Here is a 21,702-nt window from a genome sequence, read left to right as displayed (position 1 = left end):
TTCCATGCAGATGACTGACCGGGGGCTGCTGGCCCTCGTCCGGCACGAAGGCATCGTGCCCGGACCCTACACGGATGTGAAACAGGTCTGGACCTCCGGCATCGGCCACACGGCCGCAGCCGGTCTGCCCGATCCCGCCACAATGCCGCGCGGCATGCCCGTTGATCTCGATGCCGGGATCCGCGAGGCGTTCCGGGTATTCCGCGCCGATCTCACGCGCTACGAGGCCGCCGTCCTGCGTGCCGTGAAGGTGCCGCTCGAACCGCACGAATTCGATGCGCTGGTCTCGTTTCACTACAACACGGGCGGCATCGCCAAGGCGGCGCTGACCCGGCACCTGAACGCGGGCGACCGGGCAGCTGCGGCAACAGCCTTCATGGGTTGGCTCAAACCCGCCGCGATCCGCCCGCGCCGCGAGGCAGAACGCGATCTCTTCGCCACGGGCCGCTATCCCGCCGGAACGATCCCCGTCTGGTCGGTCGACCGCAACGGCCGGGTCGATTTCTCGAAACCGATCCGGCGTCTGACCGAGGGCGAGGCGCTGGCGCTGCTGCATCCCGCAAGCGTGCCGGTGCCGACGCAAACCATTTTCGCTCCGTCTTGGTGGCGGAGGCTGTTGGACCATTTCAAAGGAAAGGCAACGTCATGAACTGGAACCTCGCGCGTGGGCTGATCTACCTTGCCTGTCTGGCAGCCTCTGGTCTGGCGATGGCCGGGCTGGCTGATTTCGATCTGGCAACCGGCACCTTCGACCTGAGGCCCTTCAACCTCTACGCCCTGACCGGCGCTGGCGGCGGTGTCGTCTCGTCCGCACTGGCCTCTCTGGCGTTGCTTCGCGGCTGGGGGCGGAAGTGAAATCCCTCTCGCCCGCTCTGCAGGCCCATCTCGACGAGGGCACGACCACGCTCGCCTGGTGCTGGCGGATCACGCGGGCCGATGGTGTCACCTTCGGCTTCACCGATCACGACCGGACGCTCAGCTTCGACGACACCGATTTCGAACCCGAGAGCGGGCTGACGGCCTCCGAGGTGCGCTCGGGTTCCGACCTGTCGGTCGATGCGCAGGACGCCGAAGGCGTGCTGACTTCGGACCGCATCACCGAGACCGACATCCTCGATGGCCGTTGGGACAACGCGGCGGTCGAGGTCTGGCGGGTGAACTGGGCCGACACCGCGCAGCGCGTGCTGATGCGGCGCGGGGCCATCGGCCAGATCCGGCGGGGGCGGCTCGCCTTCGTGGCGGAGGTGCGCTCGCTTGCGCACGTGCTGGGCCAGACGGTCGGGCGGACATTCCAGGCGAGTTGCGACGCGGCGCTCGGCGATGCGCGCTGTGGCGTCGATCTGGAGGACCCGGCCTTCAAGGGAGCGGGTGCTGCGGTCGATCTGCTGCGGGATCGCGCGTTCACCGCCTCCGGTCTCGGCGGCTTCGAGGCGGGCTGGTTCACATTCGGGACGCTGGACTGGACCTCCGGCGCAAACGCTGGGCGGCGCACCGAGGTGTTGGTCCATGACCTTACGGATGGCATCGCCGTGCTGACCCTGCTGGAGGCCCCGGTGCGGGCCATCAGCGAGGACGACGGTTTCACCATCCGCGCGGGCTGCGACAAGCGGATCGAGACCTGCGGCGCGAAGTTCGCGAACAGCGCCAGTTTCCGCGGCTTCCCGCACATCCCCGGCCAGGATGCCGTGCTGCGCTATGCCACCAAGGACGGTGGTCACGACGGAGGTGTGCTGTGAACACCGCCGATCCCGACAAGGTCATCGCGGCGGCACGGTCGTGGCTCGGCACGCCGTATCACGACCAGGCGAGCCTCAAGGGCGTCGGCTGCGACTGCCTTGGTCTCGCCCGGGGTGTCTGGCGCGAAGTCGTGGGCCCCGAGCCATTCCCGATCCCGCCCTACAGTCGGGACTGGGGCGAGACCGGTCCGCGCGAGGTGCTGGCCGAAAGCGCGCGGCGCATGATGCCGGAGATCGCCCCGGCCGATGCCGGTCCCAGTGCGCTGGTTCTCTTTCGGATGAGGTCGCGCGCCATCGCAAAGCATGTCGGGATCCTGACTGGCCCCGACACCTTCCTCCATGCCTACGAGCGACTCGGCGTGATCGAGGAGCCGCTGACCCAAGCCTGGCGGCGGCGCATCGCCTTCGTCTTCCTGTTTCCGCAACGCTGAGACCACGACATGGCCACCCTCATTCTCGGCGCCGCCGGTGCCGCCATTGGCGGTTCGATCGGTGGCGCGATCCTCGGTGTCAGTGCGGCGACCATCGGCGGCTTCATCGGCTCCACCATCGGCTCGGTTGTCGACAGCTGGATCGTTTCCTCGCTCGCGCCGACGCAGCGGATCGAAGGGGCGCGGCTCGACAGCTTGCGCATCACATCCTCCACCGAGGGGGCCGTGATCCCGCGGCTCTATGGCCGGATGCGGATCGGCGGCAACATCATCTGGGCCACCGATTTCCGCGAGGAGACGAAGACCACCACGCAGGGTGGCGGCAAGGGCGGCGGGGGCGGCAAGGTCAAGACGACCGAATATCTGTACTATGCAAGCTTTGCCGTGGCGCTCTGCGAGGGGCAGATCACCGGCATCGGCCGCATCTGGGCCGACGGCAAGCCGATGGACCTGACCGGCGTGACCTGGCGCTGGTATCCGGGCGACGAGGCGCAGGCGGCCGATCCGTTCATCGCCGCGAAGATGGGCGCGGCGAACACGCCGGCCTATCGCGGCACGGCCTATGTGGTTTTCGAGGAACTGCCGCTCTCCAGCTACGGCAACCGCCTGCCGCAGCTCTCTTTCGAGGTATTCCGGCCGCTTGCCGATCCCGACACCGCCGAGGGGCTGACCCGCGCCGTCACCATGATCCCCGCCTCGGGCGAGTTCACCTATGCCACTCAGGCGATCCGCAAGACCGATGGCGGCGCGACGGTATCTGAGAACCTGAACGCGCTGCCGGACGAGGCGGACATGGTGGTGGCGCTCGACCGGCTGCAGGCGATGGCCCCGGCGGTCGAGAGTGTCAGCCTCGTCGTCGCCTGGTTCGGTGACGACCTGCGCGCGGGCACCTGCAAGGTGCGGCCGGGCGTCGAGGTATCGGCAAAATCCACCACGCCGCGCAGCTGGTCGGTCAATGGCGTCGGCCGCGCCAATGCCTTTCTCGTCAGCCGCGATGATCAGAATCGCCCCGTCTATGGCGGCACGCCGTCCGACTTCGCCGTGGTGCAGGCGATCCAGGAGATGAAGGCGCGCGGGCTGCGCGTCACCTTCTATCCGTTCATCCTGATGGATGTCCCGCCCGGGAACAACCTGCCGAACCCCTGGTCCGACAACGCCGCCGAGACGGGTCAGCCCGCTTTCCCCTGGCGAGGACGGATCACCTGTTCACCTGCGGCGGGCTTCGCCGGAACCGTGGACAAGACAGCCACCGCCGCTACGCAGGTTTCGACGCTCTTCGGCGCGGCGGCGCCCACGAGTTTTGCGGTCTCGGGTCAGTCGGTTTCATGGACCGGGCCATCCGGAGACTGGGGTCTGCGCCGCATGGTGCTGCACTACGCCCATCTTTGCACGGTGGCGGGCGGGGTCGATGCTTTCCTCATCGGCACCGAGATGCCGGGGCTGACCACCATCCGCTCCGGGGCCAGCAGCTACCCCGCGGTGCAGGCCTATCGGGATCTTCTTGGCGATGTGCGCAGCATTCTCGGGGCCGGGACAAAGATCGGCTATGCTGCCGACTGGTCTGAGTATTTCGGGCACCAGCCGGGCGATGGCAGCGGCGACGTGTTCTTCCACCTCGATCCGCTCTGGGCGGATCCCGAGATCGACTTCATCGGTATCGACAACTACATGCCGCTGTCGGACTGGCGGGACGGATTCGAGCATGCCGACGCGGCCGAGGGCTGGCCCGCGATCCACGACCGGGCCTACCTGCAGGCGAATATCGCCGGTGGCGAGGGCTTCGACTGGTTCTACGCCAGCGCCGCCGACCGTACCGCGCAGCTGCGGACTCCGATCACCGACGGCGCCGCCGGAAAGCCGTGGGTGTTCCGCTACAAGGACCTGCGCGCCTGGTGGTCGAACGCGCACTATAGCCGCCAGGGCGGCGTGGAGAGCGCGACGCCGACCGCATGGGCACCGCAGTCGAAGCCCGTCTGGTTCACCGAGCTCGGCTGCCCGGCCATCGACCGCGGTACCAACCAGCCCAATGTCTTCTTCGACCCGAAGTCTTCCGAGAGCTTCACGCCGCATTTCTCGCGCGGCTGGCGCGACGACGCGATCCAGCGCGCCTATCTCGAGGCGAGCTATCTCTGGTGGGGCAAGCCCGCGAACAACCCGATCTCGTCGGTCTATGGCGGCCGGATGGTGCATGTCCCCGAATGCGCCGCCTGGACCTGGGACGCGCGGCCCTATCCGTTCTTTCCGGCGCTGACCGACGTCTGGACCGACGGCGCGAACTGGCGGCTCGGCCACTGGCTGACCGGACGGCTTGGCGCTGTGTCGCTGGCCGCGCTCGTCCGCCACCTCTGTCTGCGGGCAAGCATGCCGGAATCCCGCATCGACGTCTCCGGCCTCTGGGGCGCGGTCGAAGGCTATGTGATCGGGGCGCTGGAAAGCCCGCGCGCCTCGATCACCACGCTGTCGCGCCATTTCGGTTTCGACGCTGTCGAGACCGAGGGTGTGATCCGCTTTGTCATGCGCGGGCGGGCCTCCGTCGCGACCGTCGCGCCCGACGATCTGGTCGCTGCCCGTGAGGGCGACGTCCTCGAACTGACCCGCGGCCAGGAGACCGAACTGCCGCAGGTCCTGAAATGGCAGCTGGCCCGTGCCGACGAGGATTACGACGCCGCCCTCGTCGAGGCGCGGCGCATCACCGTCGACACGACGCGGATTGCCTCCGAGTCCTTCCCGATGGCGGTGCCGCCCGAGGAGGCCGGGCGCCGCTGCCGCCGCGCGCTGATGGAAGCATGGGTCGGTCGCGAGACAGCGGCGTTCCGTCTGCCGCCTTCGCGTCTCGCGCTCGATCCGGCCGACGCGATCCGGCTCGTGCATGACGGGCGGCTGGTCGACCTACGGCTAGTCTCCATCGCCGACGCCGAGGCGCGCGGCATCGAGGCGGTCCGCCAGGATCGCGCGAGTTACGATCTGCCGCCGGGCGATCCCCGCGCGGCCTCGCTGACGCGGGCGGTGGTGTTCGGCGCGCCGGATGCGGTGCTGATGGACCTGCCGCAATTGACCGAGGACCAGCCGGCGCATCGGCCGCTCATCGCAGCCCATGCCGTGCCGTGGCCCGGCGAGATGGCGGTGTTCCGCAGCCCTTCGGCCGATGGCTTCGAACTGCTGACCAGCTTTGGCAGCCGCGCCCGGATCGGGACGCTGTTCTCGGATTTCTACGCGGGGCCGGTCTCGCGCTTCGACCTCGGCAATGCGCTGGTGATCGATCTGCTGACCGGCACGTTGGAAAGCGTCACCGACCTGACGCTGTTCGGCGGCGCCAATGCGCTGGCGGTGGAGAGCACGCCGGGTTTCTGTGAGATCGTCCAGGCGGGTGCAGCCGAACTGTTGGCGCCTGGTCGCTATCGCCTGACCCGGCTCCTGCGTGGCCAGCGCGGCACCGAGGGGGCGATGGGCAACCCGGCCCCGGCAGGCGCGCGGGTCGTGGTGCTGGACGAGAGCCTTGCCGTGCTGCCGATCGCCGAGGCCGATCTCGGCATCCCGTGGAACTGGCGCATCGGCCCGGCCAGCCGCCCGGTCAGCGACGACACCTATGTGGCGCAGAGCTTCACACCGGTGGGCATGGGGCTGCGGCCGTTCTCGGTCGCCCATGTGGAGCAGCCATGGCGCACGCCGCGCACACTGGGCGACCTTACAATCCGCTGGACGCGGCGGTCCCGCGTGCTCTCGGCCGACAACTGGGGCGCGGTCGAAGTGCCGCTCGCCGAGGAAGTTGAAGCTTACGAGGTCGAGATCCTCGACGGCGCCACCGTGAAGCGGGTGCTCGGCACGGGCGCCACCAACGCGCTCTACACCGCCGCCCAGCAGACCGCCGACTGGGGCGCGCCGCTCGGGCCTGGCGACACGCTCACCATTCGCATCTCCCAGCTCTCCGCCCTCGTGGGGCGGGGCGCGCCCGAGACCATCACGCTCACGTTCTGAGGCCATCCCATGTCCGACACCACGACCCATCTCCTGCTGCCCTACATCCTCGCGGCGCAGGCACAGAAGCACATCACCCACAACGAGGCGCTGCGCCTCCTCGACGGGCTCGTCCATCTCTCCGTCCATGACCGCGACCTGACTGCACCGCCCGCCAGCCCCGCCGATGGCGACCGCTACATCGTCGCCTCGGGTGCCACCGGCCTGTGGGCGGGGTGGGACCTGAACGTCGCGCTCTGGACCGATGGTGCCTGGCTTCGCCTGCCGCCGCGGGCCGGATGGCGGGCATGGGTCGAGGACGAGAGTCTGCTGCTGGTCTACGACGGCTCGGGCTGGAACAGCACTACGCCTGCGACGCTGCAGAACATGGCGCTGCTTGGCGTTGGCACCACCGCCGACCCGGCCAACCCGTTCTCCGCCAAGCTCAATGCGGCGCTCTGGACCGCGAAGACCATCGCCGAGGGCGGGACCGGCGATCTGTTCTACACCATGAACAAGGAGACTGCGGCCGACGATCTCGGCCTCACCCTCCAGACCGGCTTCGTGACCAAGGCGCTGGTCGGCCTGTTCGGCTCTGACCGGTTCCGGTTGGCGGTCTCCGCCGACGGCAGCAGCTTCTTCGACGGGCTGATTGTCGACAACGCCACCGGCATCGTCGACCAGCCCCGGCTGCCGCGCTTCAAGGGCTACACCAACTACGACAACTACGTCGCCATCGACAGCTGGACGAAAATCGGCATCAACAACACCGACTATAACGATCAGGGGGCGTTTGACGCAGCCAACAACCGCTTCGTCGCGCCCGTCGCTGGCACCTACCTCTTCGGCGCGACGCTGCTCTACAAAATCAATTCCAGCACCAATGCGCGGATGCGCGGGCGGCTGGTGCTGAACGGCTCGACCGAAATCCGGGGCTCGCGGGGCGAGGTTTCCGGCGCGCATAACTCCGAAGCGACGGCGCTCTGGCTGCAGACCATGGTGCCGCTCGCCCAAGGCGACACGGTCGAACTGCAGGGCACCTTTCGTGCCGCCGACGGGTATTTCGCCGCCGATCACACGTCCTTCTGGGGAACGAAGGTGGGTTGAGCGGCGGAGGGAGGACTCGATGACACCACCCCGATTCGAGGGCTATGTGCGCATGCCGGGCGCCGATCGCCGCGGGCCGGACCACCGTAGAGAATGCCGCTCGACCGATCTCCGTCCGGTACCGTGCTGACGGCCTGCTGGGTGATCACGTCGATTTGCCATACGAGGCGGTCCTTGGCCTTCTCGACGATCGGTGGCGAAGTATGCGCCACGGCCCCAGCCGGGACACGGACTCGATCACGGCCAGGTCACCAAAGATCAGCGGTTTAGCGAATGCCGTTTGCAACCTGAACCTCGCGCACGAAACGGATGATGTTGGACAGCTCTGGATCCGTGAGTCCCGGCACCGGGGCCATGTTTCCAAAGGGCCAGTGATGGGCGCGCACTCCACTGCGTGCTGCCATGACGAAAGCCATGTCGCTGTGGTGGCCCGGCTCATAGATCTTGTGAATGAGCGGGGGCGCGGTCCCCGCACGTCCTTCAGCGTTGGTGCCGTGGCAGGATGCGCAGTTGGCGGCGAATACCTGCTGACCGACTTCGGCTTCGGGTGACAGCGTGGCCGGCAGAGTTACAGCAACAAGAGCCTGGCCCTCTTCTGCCGGGTTTGCGGCATCGGGCTGGCCCCAGAGCCACCAGGCACCGCCTGTGGCGATCGCGGCAATCACCACGACAAGAACAGTTCGCATGATGTCTTTCCTCCTTTCCTCGGGTTTGCTCGCGCGGATGGAGAGCCGCGCGAGCAGTGCCGGAAGGGTCTGGTTTGGTGAGGTAGTCTCGATTGCCTTGGCGCCGGAGCGGGCTCCGGCGCCGATCGCTCAGCGGGTCGGGCCGCCGTAGACGATGCCATTCGGCCGATCGCCGACCGGCACTGTCTTGACCACTTCCTGGCTCCCCACGTCGATGATCGACACGGTATCGTCGGCAATGTTGGTTACGAACACGAATGCCCCATCCGCCGATGCTGAGACGCCATGGGCGCCGCCGCCGGTGGTGAGGGTCTTCACCACCTCTCCGGTCGCGGTGTCGATGACGGACACGGTGTCGTTCGGCTCCGCGTCGGTGCCCTGGTTTGCCACGTAGACATGGGCTCCGTCCGGGGTCACGAACATCTGGATCGGGTTCGGTCCAACGTCGATCCTGTTCGTCACCTCACGGGACGATGTGTCGATGACCGCCACGCGGTTTTCATCCCGCAGCGAGACGTAGACCTGAGCGCCCGAGGGCGTGAACCCGACCTGGACAGGTGCCGCGCCCACCGGAATGCGCGCGACCTCGGAAAGCGCCTGCGTGTCGATGACGGACACGGACCCGTCTTCGACATTGGCGACGTAAAGCTCGGCCTCGTCCGGGCTGAGCCGCAGGCCGTGCGGATAATCCCCGGTCGCGATGCGCCCGATGACCTCGGCCTTTGCAAGGTCAATCACGGCGATCTCGTCGCCGCCGGCCAGCGAGACAAAAGCGCGCCCCTGCCGGTCAGCGACCACGTGCGCCGGATGCAAGCCTACTGCAACAATCGCCGTGGGCACCGAGAGGTTCCGCGGATCGAGGATGACCAACTGACCCTCGGCCGCGCCTTCCGCGCCGTGACCGTGCCCGCCGGACCCGTGATCTCCCTCGGCGGCGGGATCGCCGACCGCCAGCAGCAGCTTGCCGTCCGGCGTCAGATCGACGTTGTGCGGTGCGACGGGGATCGAGACCGTATCGACTGCTCCGGTGCCGAGATCGATGGCGCTGATGGAATATCCGCCTTCATTGGCGGACCAGACGGTTCCGCCGGTCTGACCCAGCGCCGCCGGCGTCTCGCCGGCGTTCGCCACCAGCCAGGCCTGCATTTCGGCGATCTCAAGTTCCTGCGCCGCGATGATCTGGCCGGCCCACTTCCTGGTTTGCGGGTCGTCCCCGTATTGCTGGACGATCCTGGCCATGTCGATCGCGCCATGATGATGCGGGATCATGCCCCGGACGAAGGCGACATCCGGGTCGTCGGCCATGACCCCGTCCATCATCGGCCCGTGCATTGCGTTCATGGCGTCGATGTTGGCCTGTGTGAAGTCGGGCAGGCTTTCCTTCGCCGGGGTCGTCGCGGCCTGCGGCGTGCCCATCATCCCTCCGTTCATCATTCCCTGCATCATCTGCTGCATCGCGCCCATGCATTCCGGGGTCATGGCCTGCACCATGGCCTGGCACTGCTCGGGCATCATCCCTTGCATGCCGGGCATCTGGCCCGAGGGAGGCGTCGGCGATGGAGCCTGCTCCGCTTGCGCGGGCGGGGTCCCCGGATGGTGGATGTCGTGCCCGGCCTGCGCGAGGGCAGTGCCCGGCAGGCCTGCCAGGATGCCGACGGAAAGTGCGATTGCGGTTCTGTTCATTGATTTCATCCTTTGGTTTCCGGAGCGCCGGCCCGGATTCGCGGACGCAGGTCTCCGTTGTGGTCGCTGGTCTTTCGGGTTGCGCCGGAGCGGCCGGAGACATCTCTCGTTCTCGCGCCGATCCCTGCGCATCACGCAGCGATGAGACGTGGCGGCCTCAGGATGCCTTCGGGTGATCGGTCGTGCGGATCAGGGCGCACAACCGTGAAAACCTCACCGCGCACGGGCGGGCCGACCGTCGGCGGCGCGACGAGAACCGCGGCGGTCAGACAGGTCGGGCAGCAGTCGGCCAGACTGAAGCCGATGTCATCACTGACGCAGCCCGCGGATGAACCTGCGCCATGGCCGTCCGGCATGTGGTGCTCGGCGCAGTGGCTTGCCGTGGCGGCGGCCTGTTGCTGGTGGATGGCGTGTCGGGCGGGGCCGGCATGTACCGGGACCTGCAGAACCAGGGCGCCGATGGCAAGCAGCAGGATGCAGATCGCGAACCGGCGCCATCGGCTGTATCCCGCCCGGAAAGCAGAATGCGCCTGCCCGGTCATGCGCCGTCTCCTACTCGACGCCGCGAGACAGCCCCGCTGACGGAGGCAAGCCGCCTCGGTCAGGTGCTGTTTCGGATCATTCGCAAGCCGGGCGGTCATGTCGGTATACCCCGTGTCAGATTTCCCGCGGGCCGAGGAAGCGCCCGAAGCGCCGGGTGGTCGGGCCGAACAGGAACGCTTCATAGGGCTCGGGGTCGACGCCGGGGAAATCCATGCCGGGCGAGCCGGCGGGCATGCCGGGAACGGCCAGCCCTGTTGCCTCGGGCCGCTCGGAAAGAAGGCGGCGGATCGCTTCGGCGGGCACATGGCCCTCGACCACATAGCCGTCGACCTCGGCGGTATGGCACGATGCCAGATCGGCCGGCACGCCGAGCCGCTGCTTGAGGCTGGCCATATCAGCGGATTCCACCACCCGCACCGGGAACCCTGCGGCTTCGATATGCGCAGCCCAGCCGTCGCAGCAGCCGCAGGAGGGATCCTTGCTGACGTTCACCAGCGGCAGAGGCTCTGCCTGCCCCCAGCTTGCGGTGGCCATCAGCAAGGGAGGTGCGCCGGCAGCGGCAAGAATGGCGCGTCGGCTGATGCTGCGATTGTCTCTCATCGTCAAACCTCGTTGCATGGATTCATTGTCTCACCGTCACGGTCCGGGCGCGACGCAGGAAAGGGGTGAGCCGGCGCCCGTGCGGGCCGGCTGATGGCTCCGCCAACATCACAGCTTCACCCTCCGCAGCCTTGCTGCATTGGCGATCACGCTGACCGAGGACAGCGCCATGGCGGCGGCGGCGATGATCGGCGACAGCAGGATGCCGAAGAACGGATAGAGCACGCCCGCCGCGACCGGCACACCAAGCGCGTTGTAGATGAAGGCGAAGAACAGGTTCTGGCGGATGTTGCCCATGACCGCTTCCGACAGCTTTCGGGCGCGGACGATGCCGGTCAGATCGCCTTTCAGCAGCGTGACCCCCGCGCTTTCCATCGCCACATCGGTGCCGGTGCCCATGGCGATGCCGACATCGGCGGCGGCCAGCGCCGGGGCGTCGTTGACGCCATCGCCCGCCATCGCCACCACCTCGCCCGCTGCCTTGTGCCGCTGCACCACCGCGCTTTTCTGGTCGGGCAGGACCTCGGCCTCGACCTCGTCGATGCCAAGCTGGCGGGCGACGGCTTTGGCCGTGGTCCAGTTGTCACCGGTGAGCATGACCACCCGGATGCCCTGCGCCTTCAGCGCCGCCAGCGCCTCGGGCGTCGAGGGCTTGACCGGATCGGCGATGGCGAAGATCGCGGCGACGCGGTCGTCCACGCCCATGAAGATCGCGGTCGCCCCATCCTCGCGCAGCCGGTCGGCCTCCTCGGCCAGCGGCGCCACATCGACGCCCTGTTCGGCGAGGAATTTGGCGTTGCCGAGGGGGATGCGCTTGCCCTCGACCGTGCCATAGGCACCCTTGCCGGTGGGCGAGTCGAAATCCGCAACCGGTGCCATCGCGATGCCGCGTTCCTCGGCGGCGCGCACGATGGCGATTGCCAGCGGATGCTCGCTGGCCCGCTCGACGCTGGCGGCAAGCCGCAGCGCCTCTTCCTCGGTGAACCCCGGCGCCGGCACGATGGCGGTGACGGCGGGGCGCCCTTCCGTCAGCGTGCCGGTCTTGTCGACGATGATGGTGTCGATCTTCTCCATATGCTCCAGCGCCTCGGCGTTCTTGATCAGCACGCCCGCCTGTGCGCCACGGCCGACGCCGACCATGATCGACATCGGCGTCGCCAGCCCCAGCGCACAGGGACAGGCGATGATCAGGACCGACACGGCGGCAATGAGACCGAAGGAGAAGCGCGGCTCCGGCCCCCAGATCGACCAGGCGACGAAGGCGAGCACCGCGACCACGATCACCGCCGGCACGAACCAGCCGGAGACCTGATCGGCCAGCCGCTGGATCGGCGCGCGGCTGCGCTGCGCCTCGGCGACAAGCTGGACGATCTGCGACAGCATGGTGTCGCGGCCGACCTTGCGGGCCTCGATCACCAGCGCGCCGGACTGGTTCATGGTGCCGCCGATGGCGGTGGCGCCGACCTCCTTGGTGACCGGCATCGACTCACCTGTCACCATCGACTCGTCGACAGCGCTGCGGCCTTCCAGCACCTCGCCATCGACGGGCACCTTCTCGCCGGGCCGGACCCGCAACCGGTCGCCGACATGAACGGTATCGAGCTGCACCTCCTCCTCGCTGCCGTCGTCACGAATGATCCGCGCGGTCTTGGGGGCAAGGTCCAAGAGCGCCCGGATCGCACCGCTGGTGCTTTCGCGGGCGCGCAGTTCCAGCACCTGCCCGAGCAGGACAAGGACGGTGATGACCGCCGCCGCCTCGAAATAGACCGCGACCGAGCCGTCGGCTTGCCGGAACTGGTCAGGAAAGATGTCGGGCGCGAGTGTCGCCACCATGCTGTAGACCCAGGCCGCCCCGGTGCCCATCGCGATCAGGGTGAACATGTTGAGGCTGCGGTTGACCAGCGACTGCCAGCCGCGCTGGAAGAAGGGCCAGCCCGCCCACAGCACCACAGGCGTCGCCAGCAGCATCTGGATCCAGTTCGACGTCCGCTGGCTGATGAGGTGGTCCAGACCGAGAAGGTGGCCGCCCATCTCCAGCACGAACACCGGCAGCGTCAGGATCAGCCCGATCCAGAACCGACGCGTCATGTCGATCAGTTCCTCGTTCGGCCCGGCCTCGAGGCTGACCAGCACCGGCTCCAGCGCCATGCCGCAGATCGGGCATGACCCCGGGCCGACCTGCCGGACCTCGGGGTGCATCGGGCAGGTGTAGATCGTCCCCTCCGGAACCGGTTCGGCCTTCGTGGCCGCCGCTGCCGGACCGAGATAGCGCTCCGGATCGGCCAGGAATTTCCCCCGGCACCCGGCCGAGCAGAAGTAATACGGCCGCCCGGCGTGCTCGGCCTTGTGCTCGGTCATGTGCGGATCGACCATCATGCCGCAGACCGGGTCCTTGACCTTGTGGGCTGTGTCCGACGCGGCGGCGTGGTCATGTGCGTGATCGTTGGCCGAATGAGCGTGGTTCTGGTGATCGTGTTCGATCTTGCTGTTCATTTTTACGCCTCCTCGGCGTTTCATCCTGAGCTTGCGTTTCACCTGTTCTGCACTTTCCAACCGCTGGAAGGTCAAGAGGCGATCAGGAGGCTTGGAATATTGCCCTTTGCAGCTTTCCCGCTGGGGGCGCTGGCATGGGCGCCCCCAGCATCATACGATCATGCGCTGATGGCAAATTCGGTCATCATGCCGGTCTCAAGATGCGGCATGTGGTGGCAATGCAGCATCCAGCGCGCCGCCTCACCGGCGTCGAGCGCCACATCGACCATCGACATCGGCGGCACGTATACCGTGTCGCGCAGCGCGCCCCGGACGGCACGTCCGTTCAGACCGACGACCTGGAACACATGCCCGTGCAGATGCATCGGGTGGCCCATCATCGACATGTTGTGGAAGGACAGCACCACCCGCTCACCGCCGCGCGCGGCAATCGGGCGATGCTGGCCCCAGACGGCACCGTTGATGGTCCAGACATAGGGCTGCATCGAGCCGCCCAGCATCACCATGTGGCTGCGGTCCACCGGCCGATCCGGCAGGGCGTCGGCGGCAATCAGGCGCTGCTCCTGCGCCAGGTCGGTGTCGAAGGCGGGGGCTTCGGCTTCTGCCATGGTGTCGATGCGCCGGATTTCGGCGCCCTGCGTGGCAAGGATCAGGCCGGTGCGCTCGCGCGCGCCTTCCCGCAGCGCGAGGATCGGCCAGGCGCCGCCCTGCTGCGGCAGGTCGATCTCCAGATCCAGCCGCTGGCCCATCGCCAGGCCGAAGCGCGTCCCCGGAACGGGCTGAACCGCATGTCCGTCCACCGCGACAAGCCGGGCCTGCGGCTCGCCGGTCTCAATCCAGAACACCGTTGCCGCGGCGGCATTGATCACCCGCAGGAGGATGCGCCCGCCGCGCTCGACCTGCACCACCTCGGGATCCGACAGCGTGCGGTCGTTGGCCAGATAGGCGTCCCAGTCGTAATCGTTGAGGTCCATCGCCATGCCACCCATGGCGCCCGTCCCCATCATGCCGCCCATGGCGCCGTGATCCATGCCACCCATCGGCATGTTCCCCAGCGCGCCGTGGTTCATGCCGGCCATGCCACCCATGCCTGCACCTTGGCCGCCAGCGTGACCGCCCGCGGTCCCGTGACCGCCGAGGATCTCGGCCAGCACCTCCTCGGGCGCCTTGAACGAGAAATCATGCAGGAACAGCACCACCTCCTGCCGGTCGGCGCTGATATCCTCGGCGCTGCGCACGATCAGCGGCGCGGCCAGCAGGCGCATCTCGTGCAGCGGCACATGCGCGTGCATCCAGTAGGTGCCGGGCAGCGGCGCGAAGTCATAGGCGCGGGTCTCGCCGGGGGCGAGCATGGGCAGCGGCATGTCGGGCACACCGTCCTGCGCGTTGGGCGGGATCTGGCCGTGCCAGTGGATCAGGGTGGCGGTATCGAGATCGTTGCGCAGATCCACCCGGAACCGTTCGCCGGGGTCGAGCGTCAGGCCCTGTCCGGCCGGCCCGGCAAGACCCCAGACGGCGGCCGCGCGGCCGTCGATGTCCAGCACCCGGCTGGCGGCTTGCAAAGACAGCGGGGCCACGCTCTGCGCTGCCGCGATCCGGGGCAACTGCGCATAAGCCAGCATGGCGGCGCCAGCGGCAAGAAAGCCGCGTCGTGAAATGGTATTCATGGTCGTCTCCTCGGGACAGCCAGTCCCGTTCATCAAAGCCGATGGGACGCCACAGGCCTCAGCCCGGGCGCGATCAGAGGAGACGGAGCTTGGGAGGTCGTTCGTTCAACCCGGGCGCCCGACCGGCAAGGATCACGCCGGTGGGGAGGTCATGGCTGGCAGGCGCGTAATCGCGGCCTGAGCTTTCGCTCGGGGATGTCAGGGAGACCGAAAGGCCGGCGCAAAGCATCTCACAGCTTGCGACGTGACCCGATCCGCAGTGCTGGTCGCCATCACAGGGATTTTCGCTGCCGACAGCAACCTGCATCATTTCGGTGACATGCACCGCGTGATCCGGCTCTGCGCTCAAGCGCGCCGCATGCGCGGACGTCACCGTCGTCATGGCGGTGATCGCGAGCACGGCAAGCAGGGCTACGAGACGGGCGAACATGCCGGGAAGATAGGCGCTGGTCACAGGAATGTCCATTGCCTCCGGCGTCACGCCTCTGGCAGAAGTTCAATTTCGGCATGTAGCCGATTGAAATTCTTCACCAGCAATCATTCAACTCATGCGCAAAGAACTTCGTACTATCTTGTGGCTCGGGTTGCTCCTCGGCGGCCTGATCCTGGCGATCCTCGTCGGATGGCATCAGGTCCGTACTGCATCCACCACCGCGTCTTCTGCGAAAGTCATCGAACAGGGCCGGCAGGTCTATGCAGACCAATGTGCGTCCTGCCACGGTGCGCAGCTCGAGGGGCAGCCGGACTGGAAGACGCCGCTTCCGTCCGGGCGTCTCCCGGCGCCACCGCACGATGCCGGCGGCCACACATGGCACCATCCCGATGACATCCTGTTCCGCATTGTCAAGGAAGGCACGGCCGCCATTGTCGGGGGCGGCTATGAGAGCGACATGCCGGGGTTTGCCGATGTCCTCGGCGACGCCGAGATCCAGGCTGTCCTCGCCTATATCAAGAGCACCTGGCCGGAGCGCGAGCGCGGATATCAGAAGGAGGTTTCCCGCCGCGACTGAAATGCCGCGGCCGCTTCCCTATCGCGGTCAATCCGCGCCGCGCAGCAGTCGTTGCGGATGGGTCCATGCTGCCGCGCGGGTCGTAAAATTATTTTAAAACAATAATTTAGAAGATAGAGAAGGTTGGACGCCAGGCCCATCCGCTCCGCCACTTGCCCTCGCGAAAGGTGTCTCCCGATCCGGCCGCGGCCGGATTTTCCCGTTGTTTTCGAGGGTTATGCGGGAGCGGCTGAGCACTGCCCCCAGTTCCAAGATGCCCGAAATCGGTCTCTCGGGGCCGATATTCTCCTGACCTGATGACTGTGCCGGTTGGTGAATTTCTTACAGCAAGCTGAAATTGTGTGCTTTTCGGCTTTTCGGGATCGCCGGCCCGAATACTTCGATGCCGGTGGCGTTCGTGAGGGGGAGAATAAATCGAGCTATCGCCCTCAGAATAGTTCCGTGCTGCTCTCGTCGCGGATACGGAGGGGGTATCTTTCGCCCCTGATGGTGGGCGATTTCGATACCCCCCAACTTCGCCCTGCACCTCGCCGGTCTTCCTTCGCCACCGTGGTCATTGCCCGCCGCTGATCCGCAGTGGCCGTTTGCAACACCACGGAGGCCCGATCATGCCACATGAACCCGTCGTCCTGCCGCCGCGTTTTCTACGGACCAAGGAGGCCGCGACCTTTCTGAGCCTCTCGGCCCGGACGCTCGAAAAACACCGCACCTATGGAACCGGGCCAGCCTATCGCAAGCTCGGCGGCCGCGTCGTCTATGCCATCGACGATCTCGAAGCCTGGACCGAACGCGGCGCGGTGACCTCGACCTCCGATCCGCGCGGCTCCGTGCTGCCCGCCAAGCGTCATGCGTTTCCGTCCGGCCCGCAGGCCGGTCGTTACGCCCGCTGATCTCTCGCGGTTTCCTTCATGACGGTGCGACGTCGATCCCTTTCCGAGCGTGGGCAACTGGATCTGTTCAGGGCGCTCCCCGGCGATTTCGCGCCACGAGACGCACAGGATCTCATGGCCTATCCCTTCTTCTCCCTCGCCAAGTCGAAGCGCATCGCGCCGATCGACTTCGCAGCCGGCAATGTCTCCATCCGGGTCGAGGCTGTTCCCGATCACGGCATGGCCACGATCTGGGACGCCGATATCCTGATCTGGGCGGCCAGTCAGATCGTCGAAGCCCGCGACAGTGGCCTTCGCACCTCTCGGCTGATGGCCGCCACGCCCTATGAGATCCTCACCTATGTCGGGCGCGGCACCGGCTTGCGCGATTATCAGCGCCTGAAGGCGGCGCTCGACCGGCTGCAATCGACCACGATTTCCACCTCGATCCGCCAGCCGGTCGAAGGCCGTCGGCATCGCTTCTCGTGGATCAACGAGTGGCAGGAGCGCACCGACCGTAGCGGTCGGCCCGATGGTATCGAAATGATCGTGCCGGACTGGTTGGAGGCGCTGGCGCGGCTGATCCGGGGACTTTCGGCGTGATCCCGGTTCCGGCCAACACGCGGGTCTGGCTGGCTGCCGGGGTCACCGACATGCGCAAGGGCTTTGCTTCCTTGGCGGCGCAGGCCGAGGCGGTGCTGAAGCAGGATCCTTTCGGCGGGCATCTCTTCGTCTTCCGCGGCCGTCGCGGTGATCTGGTGAAGGTCATCTGGTGGGATGGCCAGGGGGCCTGCATGTTCATGAAGCGGCTGGAGCGGGGCCGGTTCGTCTGGCCCTCGGCCAAGGAGGGGAAGGTGGCGCTGACACCGGCGCAGTTGTCGATGCTCCTGGAAGGGATCGACTGGCGTGCCCCGGAGCGAACGTGGCGGCCCTTGGCAGCGGGATAATCAGGGGGGGCCACAAGAGAATGATTCCCATAAGGAATCCCGTGGGATAAACTCCTTGCATGCTCGATCAGACCCTGACCCTGCCGGAAGATCCCGAGGAGTTGCGCAGCTTCACCGCGCGGCTTCTGGCCGAGGTGAAGGCGCAGGCGATCCTGATCGAGAGGCTGCGGCACCAACTGGCCGGGCACCGGGCACACCGGTTCGGCGCGTCCTCGGAGACGGCAGAACAGCTTCAGTTGGCTCTTGAGGCCAGCGAGATCGCGGCCGCCGCGATGACGGCGCGGATGCGTCTGCCGGACATCGAGGAGAAGGGCAAACCCAAGCGCCGTCCGATCCCGGATCATATCCCCCGGATGGAGGTGGAACTGATGCCCGGCGCCGATGCCTGTGCCGATTGCGGCGGTCGCCTGCGCCGGATCGGCGAGGACGTCACGGAAGAGCTGGAGTATGTTCCTGGGCGCTTCATCGTGAACCGGATTGTCCGCCCCCGGCTGACCTGCGCTTGCTGCGAACGCTTCGTCCAGGCCCCGCTGCCGTCGCGCCCGATCGAGCGCGGTCGCCCCGGGCCGGGTCTGCTGGCCCATGTGCTGGTCAGCAAGTATGCCGACCATCTCCCCCTCTATCGCCAGAGCCAGATCTTCGGCCGCGAAGGGCTCGATCTCGACCGATCGACCCTGGCCGACTGGGTCGGCAAGACCACCACCCTTCTGGAGCCACTGGCCGAGGCCATCGGGCGCCATGTCCTGTCGGCCGAGGCGATCTTCGCCGACGATACGCCGGTGCGGATGCTGGCGCCCGGCACCGGCAAGACCCAGACGGCCCGGCTCTGGACCTATGCCCGCGATGAGCGCCCATGGGATGGCGATGCTCCGCCTGCCGCATGGTATCGCTTCTCGGGCGACCGCAAGGGTCAGCACCCCAAGGATCATCTGGCCCGTTTCCGCGGCTGGATGCATGCCGACGGCTATGCCGGGTTCGAGGATCTCTACCGTTCCGGCGCCATCCGCGAGGTCGCCTGCATGGCCCATGTCAGGCGCAAGTTCGTGGACATCCACCGATCGCAAGGTTCGCCGATCGCTGAGGAGGCCATCGGCCGCATCGCCCGGCTCTATGCCGTCGAGAAGGAAGCCCGAGGTTCGCCACCGGACCGCCGCGCCGAACTCCGTAAGGCACATGCCGCCCCGGTCTTCGATGACCTGGAAGTCTGGCTGGCCATGCAACTCACCACGATCTCGGGGAAATCCCCGCTAGCGGCCGCCATCCGATACGCCCTCACCAGGATGGAACGCCTGCGCCCCTACCTCGACAACGGCATCCTCGAACTCGACAACAACGCCGCCGAACGCGGCATGCGCGCCATCGCCCTCGGGCGGAAAAACTACCTATTCGTCGGTTCCGAGGCAGGTGGAAAGGCCGCCGCCATCGCCTACACCCTGATCGAAACAGCCAAGCTCAACGTCAGCGATCCCCATGCCTGGCTCGCCGACACCCTGGCCCGTATCCCTGATTACAAGATCACAAAGGTCGATGACCTGCTGCCTTGGAAATGGCCCGGGTAGCGCTCAGGCCGGACGCTTACTTCGAGGTCGGCAATGCAGCGGCTGATTGCCGATTGCGACAGACCCAGTGAATTTCCTGCCTTTCGGAAGCTGCCGTGCTCGGCAGCGGCTATGAAGTAACGTAGGTGGCGAAATTCAATAGCATCCGAAGATGTAACCAATTTTCTGGTCATGCTGCCCCGTCCGCCTTTGTCGGCAGGGCTACTGTCACCACGGGCGCGCGCTAGGCTTTGTCCTTTCGAGATCAACATTCTGCGCCCCTTATATACAGATGCATCCTGTTCCGGCGGACACAGCCAGCCCAATAGTTTTCAGATCTGCTGGCCGGCTATCGGCTCAACGAAAGACTGCGCTCGCCTGGCTGGGCGGTATTGGTTGCTTTGAAGCTGTCGGCAAAACCACCGCCGCTTCAAAGCCAGACGAGCTTCCCGGTCTCGGCGACTGCAAGGTGAGCTTTGACGAAATCCGGTCCGCAATGCTGGCGACGATGGCAAGGCCAAGCCCGCTGCCTTCCGTTCCGGTTGTCCCCCTCTCAAAACGGCGGGCCAGCCGGCCAAGTGCTTCTGTCGGCACAACAAGGCCGTCATTGGCGACGCGGAACGTGCCATCCTCACCGAGGCTTACCTCGATCGGCTCGTCAGATGCGCCGTGCCGCAGGGCGTTCTCGACCAGGTTGCGGCAGATGATGCCAAACGCATCGGGGTCGAGGTCGGACATTACCGGGTGCTCCGGCAGAGCGAGTGCGATCCGGTTCGGTGCGGTCCTCTCGATATCGTCCACGACCAGACGGGCGGTGATGCGAAGATCGGATAGGTGATCGAGCCGCAACCGCCCGCCCTCCGCCCGAGCCAGTTGCAGCAGCCGCTCGGCGATCCGGGCCAGCCGCTTCAGCGAGGCCTCGATCTCGGCGGCCCTGTGGCCGGCGCCGGTATCTTTCGTTTCCACCTGTATCCGCTGGGCCTGCGCGATTGCGCCTGCCAGCGGTGTTCGCAATTCATGCGCTGCGTTGGCGGCGAAGGTGCGTTCGGCCTCGAATGTGGACTTGAGCTGCGCCAGCAGCACATTGACCGCCAGCCCCACCGGGGTGACCTCGACGGGGAGATCGTTGCAGGCGACGGGGGCAAGGTCGCGCGGTGAACGCGCGGCCAGCCGGTCGCGGTAGCGGCGCAGCGGGGCCAGGCCCGAGCGGACGGTCAATACGATCGCCAGCAGCGCGGCCGGGATGAACACCAGCAGTGGCAGTCCCAGGCCCGCCCAGACATCGCGTGCCGCCGCCGCGCGATGGGCAAGCGGCTCGGCGACCGTGAGGCGGATCGTGCCTTGCAGGGCGTCCTCGCCATACAGGCGATGGGTTGCGGTCGTGTGAAAGCCCGGCCCATCCCATTCCGGGAAGATGGAGGGGTCGGCCTCATGCGATTGCAGAAGGATTCTCCCCATGTCATCCCGCACGATATAGGTGAGGAATTCGTCGTGGTCGCGCAGGTCGGCAAGGTGTTGCGTCACACCTTCCTCCTCACGTCCGACGATCTCGACAGCGGCCAGCGGCAACAGGCGCTGCGCCGCCTCCTGTAGTGACGAGTCGAAGATCCTGTCCATCTCGTGCCGCAGCATGACCGCCGTGGTGGCGGCCGCGGCGATCCACAGCAGCGTCAGAAGGATGCCCAGAGACACCCCCAACCGCATCTGAAGGCTGCGTGGCATCGTCATGGCGAACCCAGCCGGTAGCCCAATCCGCGCTCGGTCTCGATCACCTCGGCGCCCAGCTTCTTGCGCAGCCGGCTGACATGGACCTCGATGGTGTTGCTTTCCACCTCGGTATCGAAGGCATAAAGCTTTTCCTCAAGTTGTGCCTTGGACAGAAGCTGGCCGGGGCGCGTGAGGAACGCCTCGAACAGCGCCCATTCGCGCGCCGTCAGTTGCACCGGCCGGCCGTCGCGGCGGATGCTGCGCGAGGCAAGGTCGACGGCAAGCGCGCCGTGGACGATGATCGGGTTGGGATTGCCGCTATAGCGCCGCGCGACCGAGCCGATGCGCGCGGAAAGCTCGGCCAGATCGAAGGGCTTGACCAGATAGTCGTCGGCGCCGGCGTTCAAGCCTTCGATCCGGTCCGAGATCTGGTCCAGCGCGGTCAGGATGATCACCGGCGTCACGTCGCCGCCGGCGCGCAGCGACCGAAGGAAGGTGATGCCGCGTCCGTCGGGCAGCATGAGGTCCAGCAATACCAGATCATAGCCGGCGCCGGCCATCGCATCGCCGGCCGCATCCAGGCGCGTGACCCAGTCCACCGACTGGCCACCCGCGGCGATCTGGTCCCGCACGGCGGCGCCCAGAACGGTGTCGTCCTCGATCAGCAGGATTCGCATGATCTTCCTACTCATTTGCCTCTGGCCATTATGGCGATCCGGGCTGACGCAAAG

Annotated in this window: 21 protein-coding genes; 11 read left to right on the top strand and 10 right to left on the bottom strand. The window is 66.8% G+C overall.

The genetic code is table 11. The features are described 5' to 3' along the window. Positions 1 to 4: 4 nt before the first annotated feature. Genes ESD82_RS16130 through ESD82_RS16105 form a run of 6 tightly spaced genes read left to right on the top strand, consistent with a single transcriptional unit; the run spans position 5 to position 7,228 of the window. Positions 5 to 649, top strand: a complete 645-nt coding sequence (locus ESD82_RS16130; protein WP_147427898.1) for a lysozyme — start codon at positions 5 to 7, stop codon at positions 647 to 649. Further along, positions 646 to 855 (top strand): hypothetical protein, encoded by a 210-nt coding sequence (locus ESD82_RS16125; RefSeq protein ID WP_119896236.1) that lies wholly within the window; start codon positions 646 to 648, stop codon positions 853 to 855. The genes ESD82_RS16130 and ESD82_RS16125 overlap by 4 nt, the downstream gene beginning before the upstream one ends. After that, positions 852 to 1,736 carry a DUF2163 domain-containing protein gene (locus tag ESD82_RS16120; RefSeq protein WP_147427899.1) on the top strand — a complete coding sequence of 295 codons (885 nt, stop codon included), beginning with the start codon at positions 852 to 854 and terminating at the stop codon, positions 1,734 to 1,736. Before ESD82_RS16125 ends, ESD82_RS16120 begins: the two co-directional genes overlap by 4 nt. Beyond that, positions 1,733 to 2,167, top strand: coding sequence for an NlpC/P60 family protein (locus ESD82_RS16115; protein WP_147427900.1), 435 nt, complete (start codon positions 1,733 to 1,735; stop codon positions 2,165 to 2,167). Before ESD82_RS16120 ends, ESD82_RS16115 begins: the two co-directional genes overlap by 4 nt. Before the next feature lie 9 nt (positions 2,168 to 2,176). Then, the gene (locus ESD82_RS16110) at positions 2,177 to 6,142 is read left to right on the top strand and encodes a baseplate multidomain protein megatron (protein ID WP_147427901.1); all 3,966 of its coding nucleotides are present in this window, start codon (positions 2,177 to 2,179) and stop codon (positions 6,140 to 6,142) included. Positions 6,143 to 6,151: 9 nt separating this feature from the next. Beyond that, the gene (locus ESD82_RS16105) at positions 6,152 to 7,228 is read left to right on the top strand and encodes a DUF2793 domain-containing protein (protein ID WP_147427902.1); all 1,077 of its coding nucleotides are present in this window, start codon (positions 6,152 to 6,154) and stop codon (positions 7,226 to 7,228) included. A 266-nt stretch (positions 7,229 to 7,494) separates the two neighbouring features. Here ESD82_RS16105 and ESD82_RS16100 read toward each other — a convergent pair whose 3' ends face one another. The 7 genes from ESD82_RS16100 to ESD82_RS16070 form a co-directional block, all read right to left on the bottom strand. Further along, positions 7,495 to 7,914 carry a c-type cytochrome gene (locus tag ESD82_RS16100; protein WP_147427903.1) on the bottom strand — a complete coding sequence of 140 codons (420 nt, stop codon included), beginning with the start codon at positions 7,912 to 7,914 and terminating at the stop codon, positions 7,495 to 7,497. A gap of 129 nt (positions 7,915 to 8,043) precedes the next feature. Further along, on the bottom strand, positions 8,044 to 9,597 hold the full coding sequence (copM, locus tag ESD82_RS16095; protein ID WP_244314529.1) for a CopM family metallochaperone: 1,554 nt from the start codon (positions 9,595 to 9,597) through the stop codon (positions 8,044 to 8,046). A 131-nt stretch (positions 9,598 to 9,728) separates the two neighbouring features. After that, entirely contained in the window at positions 9,729 to 10,139 is a 411-nt protein-coding gene (locus ESD82_RS16090) for a hypothetical protein (protein ID WP_147427905.1), read from the bottom strand. A 115-nt stretch (positions 10,140 to 10,254) separates the two neighbouring features. Then, positions 10,255 to 10,740, bottom strand: coding sequence for a DUF411 domain-containing protein (locus tag ESD82_RS16085; RefSeq protein WP_147427906.1), 486 nt, complete (start codon positions 10,738 to 10,740; stop codon positions 10,255 to 10,257). Between the two features lie 108 nt (positions 10,741 to 10,848). Continuing rightward, positions 10,849 to 13,233, bottom strand: coding sequence for a heavy metal translocating P-type ATPase (locus ESD82_RS16080; protein ID WP_147427907.1), 2,385 nt, complete (start codon positions 13,231 to 13,233; stop codon positions 10,849 to 10,851). A gap of 158 nt (positions 13,234 to 13,391) precedes the next feature. Next, positions 13,392 to 14,900: a multicopper oxidase family protein gene (locus ESD82_RS16075; RefSeq protein ID WP_147427908.1), complete on the bottom strand. Its 1,509-nt coding sequence runs from the start codon at positions 14,898 to 14,900 to the stop codon at positions 13,392 to 13,394. A 73-nt stretch (positions 14,901 to 14,973) separates the two neighbouring features. Beyond that, positions 14,974 to 15,354, bottom strand: coding sequence for a hypothetical protein (locus ESD82_RS16070; RefSeq protein WP_244314528.1), 381 nt, complete (start codon positions 15,352 to 15,354; stop codon positions 14,974 to 14,976). Between the two features lie 94 nt (positions 15,355 to 15,448). Here ESD82_RS16070 and ESD82_RS16065 point away from each other — a divergent pair, with 94 nt between their 5' ends. The 5 genes from ESD82_RS16065 (at position 15,449) to tnpC (ending at position 19,285) form a co-directional block, all read left to right on the top strand. Further along, on the top strand, positions 15,449 to 15,910 hold the full coding sequence (locus tag ESD82_RS16065) for a c-type cytochrome (protein WP_147427910.1): 462 nt from the start codon (positions 15,449 to 15,451) through the stop codon (positions 15,908 to 15,910). A 608-nt stretch (positions 15,911 to 16,518) separates the two neighbouring features. Further along, on the top strand, positions 16,519 to 16,800 hold the full coding sequence (locus tag ESD82_RS16060) for a helix-turn-helix transcriptional regulator (RefSeq protein ID WP_012092626.1): 282 nt from the start codon (positions 16,519 to 16,521) through the stop codon (positions 16,798 to 16,800). A gap of 18 nt (positions 16,801 to 16,818) precedes the next feature. Then, positions 16,819 to 17,382 carry a replication initiator protein A gene (locus ESD82_RS16055; protein ID WP_449302614.1) on the top strand — a complete coding sequence of 188 codons (564 nt, stop codon included), beginning with the start codon at positions 16,819 to 16,821 and terminating at the stop codon, positions 17,380 to 17,382. After that, positions 17,379 to 17,726 carry an IS66 family insertion sequence element accessory protein TnpB gene (gene tnpB / locus ESD82_RS16050; RefSeq protein WP_018000156.1) on the top strand — a complete coding sequence of 116 codons (348 nt, stop codon included), beginning with the start codon at positions 17,379 to 17,381 and terminating at the stop codon, positions 17,724 to 17,726. Before ESD82_RS16055 ends, tnpB begins: the two co-directional genes overlap by 4 nt. Positions 17,727 to 17,785: 59 nt before the next feature. Continuing rightward, positions 17,786 to 19,285, top strand: a complete 1,500-nt coding sequence (gene tnpC / locus ESD82_RS16045; protein WP_058099329.1) for an IS66 family transposase — start codon at positions 17,786 to 17,788, stop codon at positions 19,283 to 19,285. Here tnpC and ESD82_RS16040 read toward each other — a convergent pair. The 3 genes from ESD82_RS16040 to ESD82_RS16030 all read right to left on the bottom strand — a co-directional run bounded on the left by ESD82_RS16040 (position 19,234) and on the right by ESD82_RS16030 (position 21,648). After that, positions 19,234 to 19,458: a LysR family transcriptional regulator gene (locus ESD82_RS16040; protein WP_084637888.1), complete on the bottom strand. Its 225-nt coding sequence runs from the start codon at positions 19,456 to 19,458 to the stop codon at positions 19,234 to 19,236. The genes tnpC and ESD82_RS16040 overlap by 52 nt on opposite strands. 163 nt (positions 19,459 to 19,621) lie before the next feature. Continuing rightward, positions 19,622 to 20,992: an ATP-binding protein gene (locus tag ESD82_RS16035; RefSeq protein WP_104494096.1), complete on the bottom strand. Its 1,371-nt coding sequence runs from the start codon at positions 20,990 to 20,992 to the stop codon at positions 19,622 to 19,624. Further along, positions 20,989 to 21,648, bottom strand: coding sequence for a response regulator transcription factor (locus tag ESD82_RS16030; protein WP_028710783.1), 660 nt, complete (start codon positions 21,646 to 21,648; stop codon positions 20,989 to 20,991). The genes ESD82_RS16035 and ESD82_RS16030 overlap by 4 nt, the downstream gene beginning before the upstream one ends. Positions 21,649 to 21,702 lie beyond the last annotated feature (54 nt).

Source organism: Paracoccus pantotrophus (assembly GCF_008824185.1).
Taxonomy (GTDB): domain Bacteria; phylum Pseudomonadota; class Alphaproteobacteria; order Rhodobacterales; family Rhodobacteraceae; genus Paracoccus; species Paracoccus pantotrophus.
The sequence above is the reverse complement of the archived record's forward strand: the minus strand, read 5'-3'. Positions and strand labels throughout refer to the sequence as shown.

Bases quoted from the DNA above. Each gene is read 5' to 3' on its own strand.
- ESD82_RS16130 (WP_147427898.1), top strand. From the start codon at position 5: ATGCAGATGACTGACCGGGGGCTGCTGGCCCTCGTCCGGCACGAAGGC.
- ESD82_RS16105 (WP_147427902.1), top strand. From the start codon at position 6,152: ATGTCCGACACCACGACCCATCTCCTGCTGCCCTACATCCTCGCGGCG.
- ESD82_RS16125 (WP_119896236.1), top strand. From the start codon at position 646: ATGAACTGGAACCTCGCGCGTGGGCTGATCTACCTTGCCTGTCTGGCA.
- copM (WP_244314529.1), bottom strand. From the start codon at position 9,597: ATGAACAGAACCGCAATCGCACTTTCCGTCGGCATCCTGGCAGGCCTG.
- ESD82_RS16090 (WP_147427905.1), bottom strand. From the start codon at position 10,139: ATGACCGGGCAGGCGCATTCTGCTTTCCGGGCGGGATACAGCCGATGG.
- ESD82_RS16035 (WP_104494096.1), bottom strand. From the start codon at position 20,992: ATGACGATGCCACGCAGCCTTCAGATGCGGTTGGGGGTGTCTCTGGGC.
- ESD82_RS16065 (WP_147427910.1), top strand. From the start codon at position 15,449: ATGCGCAAAGAACTTCGTACTATCTTGTGGCTCGGGTTGCTCCTCGGC.
- ESD82_RS16060 (WP_012092626.1), top strand. From the start codon at position 16,519: ATGCCACATGAACCCGTCGTCCTGCCGCCGCGTTTTCTACGGACCAAG.
- ESD82_RS16075 (WP_147427908.1), bottom strand. From the start codon at position 14,900: ATGAATACCATTTCACGACGCGGCTTTCTTGCCGCTGGCGCCGCCATG.
- ESD82_RS16055 (WP_449302614.1), top strand. From the start codon at position 16,819: ATGACGGTGCGACGTCGATCCCTTTCCGAGCGTGGGCAACTGGATCTG.
- ESD82_RS16110 (WP_147427901.1), top strand. From the start codon at position 2,177: ATGGCCACCCTCATTCTCGGCGCCGCCGGTGCCGCCATTGGCGGTTCG.
- ESD82_RS16040 (WP_084637888.1), bottom strand. From the start codon at position 19,458: ATGACCAGAAAATTGGTTACATCTTCGGATGCTATTGAATTTCGCCAC.
- ESD82_RS16030 (WP_028710783.1), bottom strand. From the start codon at position 21,648: ATGCGAATCCTGCTGATCGAGGACGACACCGTTCTGGGCGCCGCCGTG.
- ESD82_RS16080 (WP_147427907.1), bottom strand. From the start codon at position 13,233: ATGAACAGCAAGATCGAACACGATCACCAGAACCACGCTCATTCGGCC.
- tnpC (WP_058099329.1), top strand. From the start codon at position 17,786: ATGCTCGATCAGACCCTGACCCTGCCGGAAGATCCCGAGGAGTTGCGC.
- ESD82_RS16100 (WP_147427903.1), bottom strand. From the start codon at position 7,914: ATGCGAACTGTTCTTGTCGTGGTGATTGCCGCGATCGCCACAGGCGGT.
- ESD82_RS16085 (WP_147427906.1), bottom strand. From the start codon at position 10,740: ATGAGAGACAATCGCAGCATCAGCCGACGCGCCATTCTTGCCGCTGCC.